The sequence below is a fragment of the Phenylobacterium sp. genome (assembly GCF_030693805.1).
In the GTDB taxonomy this organism is placed as follows: Bacteria; Pseudomonadota; Alphaproteobacteria; order Caulobacterales; family Caulobacteraceae; genus Phenylobacterium.
Genome location: NZ_JAUXZW010000220.1, coordinates 1 through 1,646 on the forward strand (window position 1 = coordinate 1; position 1,646 = coordinate 1,646).

A 1,646-nucleotide genomic window follows, 5' to 3' on the forward strand; every position below is an offset into this window, starting at 1 on the left:
CCTGCTGCCGGTGGACCAGTTCCTGTGGTCGCCGCATATCGAGCTCGCCGCTTCGTTCACCCGCTGAGGCCTCACCCGAACAGGTCGCCCTGGGCGCCGGCCTCGGGCGGGACCCGGAAGGCGGTCACATCCAGCGGCGGCAACTCGCGATCGAGGCCGTAGCGCCGCTTGGCGGCCTTGAACCGCTGGGCCAGCAGGTCGGCGATAGGGCCTTCGCCACGCATCCGCTTGCCGAACTGGGCGTCGTAGTCGCGCCCGCCGCGCATCTGGCGCACCAACGACATCACCCGTGCGGCGCGCCCCGGATGGTCGGTCTCCAGCCATTCGCGGAACAGGTCCTTGATCTCGAGCGGCAGGCGCAGCGCCACATAGCCTGCGCCCACGGCGCCGGCGTCCGCGACCCGCTCCAGCACCGCCTCCACCTCGTGGTCGTTGAGGCCGGGTATGATCGGGGCGACCATGACGATCACCGGCACGCCGGCCGCGCTGAGCTGGCACACCGCCTCAATGCGCCGCTCGGGCGTCGCGGCCCGGGGCTCCATGCTGCGCGCCAGCTTGCGATCGAGGCTGGTCACCGAGATCGTCGCGCGCATCAGGTTGCGCGCCGCCATCGGCGCCATGATGTCGAGGTCGCGCAGGATCAGCGCCGACTTGGAGATGATCGTGAACGGGTGCTGGAAGCGCGACAGCGTTTCGATCACCTCGCGGGTCACGCCCAGCCGGCGCTCCTGCGGCTGATAGGGGTCGGTGTCGCCGCCGATGTGGATCACTTGCGGTGCATAGCGCGGCTGCGACAGCTCGCGCGCCAACAGCTTTCCCGCCTCCGGCTTGAAGAACAGCCGCGACTCGAAGTCCAGTCCCGGCGACAGGCCGAGATAGGCGTGCGCGGGACGGGCGTAGCAATAGATGCAGCCGTGTTCGCACCCTCGGTACGGATTGATCGATCGCGAGAAGCCGACATCGGGGCTGTCGTTGCGGGCGATCACCGTCTTCGACTTCATCGGCGCGATAACGGTCTTCAGCTTCGCCGGCTCGGCGTCGTCGATCTCCCAGCCGTCGTCGAAGTCCTCGCGCTGCCGGGACTCGTAGCGGCTGGACGCGTTGGACCGCGCACCGCGACCGTTAAATGGGACCGCCATGCCGGCAGGGTGTCACGTGAAGCGAACAAAGCAAGAACAAAATTCGATTGATGGCGCCTTGACCTGCGATATGGTTGCGGCGGGAGTTGTCGATCCTGCATCGGGGCGTTCTCGCCTTCGTCTGAACCCTCCGGCGCTCTGAGCGCTTGCCTCCGAAATTTAAAAGGAGCCTCGAGCATGAGCCTGCTGCCTTTGCCTTGGACCGGCGCCTGCCGATGCGCTCAGGTGCGCCTGACGATCAGTGCGCCACCCCTGCTGACCATGGCCTGTCATTGCACCGAGTGTCAGAAGATGACCTCCAGCGCGTTCTCGCTGAGCGCGGCGATCCCCGCCGACGGATTCGCGGTCGTCCAGGGCGAGCCGGTGATCGGCGGCCTGCATGGGGCATCGCGACACTACTTCTGACACCACTGCATGATCTGTATGTTCCCCCGGCCGGAGGTGATTGACTGGTTCGTCAATGTGCTCACCGCGATGCTGGAAATAGCCTAAGTACTGCCGCCGTTC

The 1,646-nt window shown here is 66.6% G+C and carries 2 protein-coding genes; one reads left to right on the forward strand and one right to left on the reverse strand.

Features of this window, described 5'->3' with window-relative positions; translation table 11 throughout:
- Positions 1–71: 71 nt before the first annotated feature.
- Positions 72–1,139 carry a PA0069 family radical SAM protein gene (locus Q8M88_RS08535; protein WP_305596357.1) on the reverse strand — a complete coding sequence of 356 codons (1,068 nt, stop codon included), beginning with the start codon at positions 1,137–1,139 and terminating at the stop codon, positions 72–74.
- A 177-nt stretch (positions 1,140–1,316) separates the two neighbouring features.
- On the opposite strand from Q8M88_RS08535, the gene Q8M88_RS08540 reads away from it, so the two are divergent.
- The gene (locus tag Q8M88_RS08540) at positions 1,317–1,544 is read left to right on the forward strand and encodes a GFA family protein (protein ID WP_305596359.1); all 228 of its coding nucleotides are present in this window, start codon (positions 1,317–1,319) and stop codon (positions 1,542–1,544) included.
- The last annotated feature ends 102 nt before the right edge of the window (positions 1,545–1,646 follow it).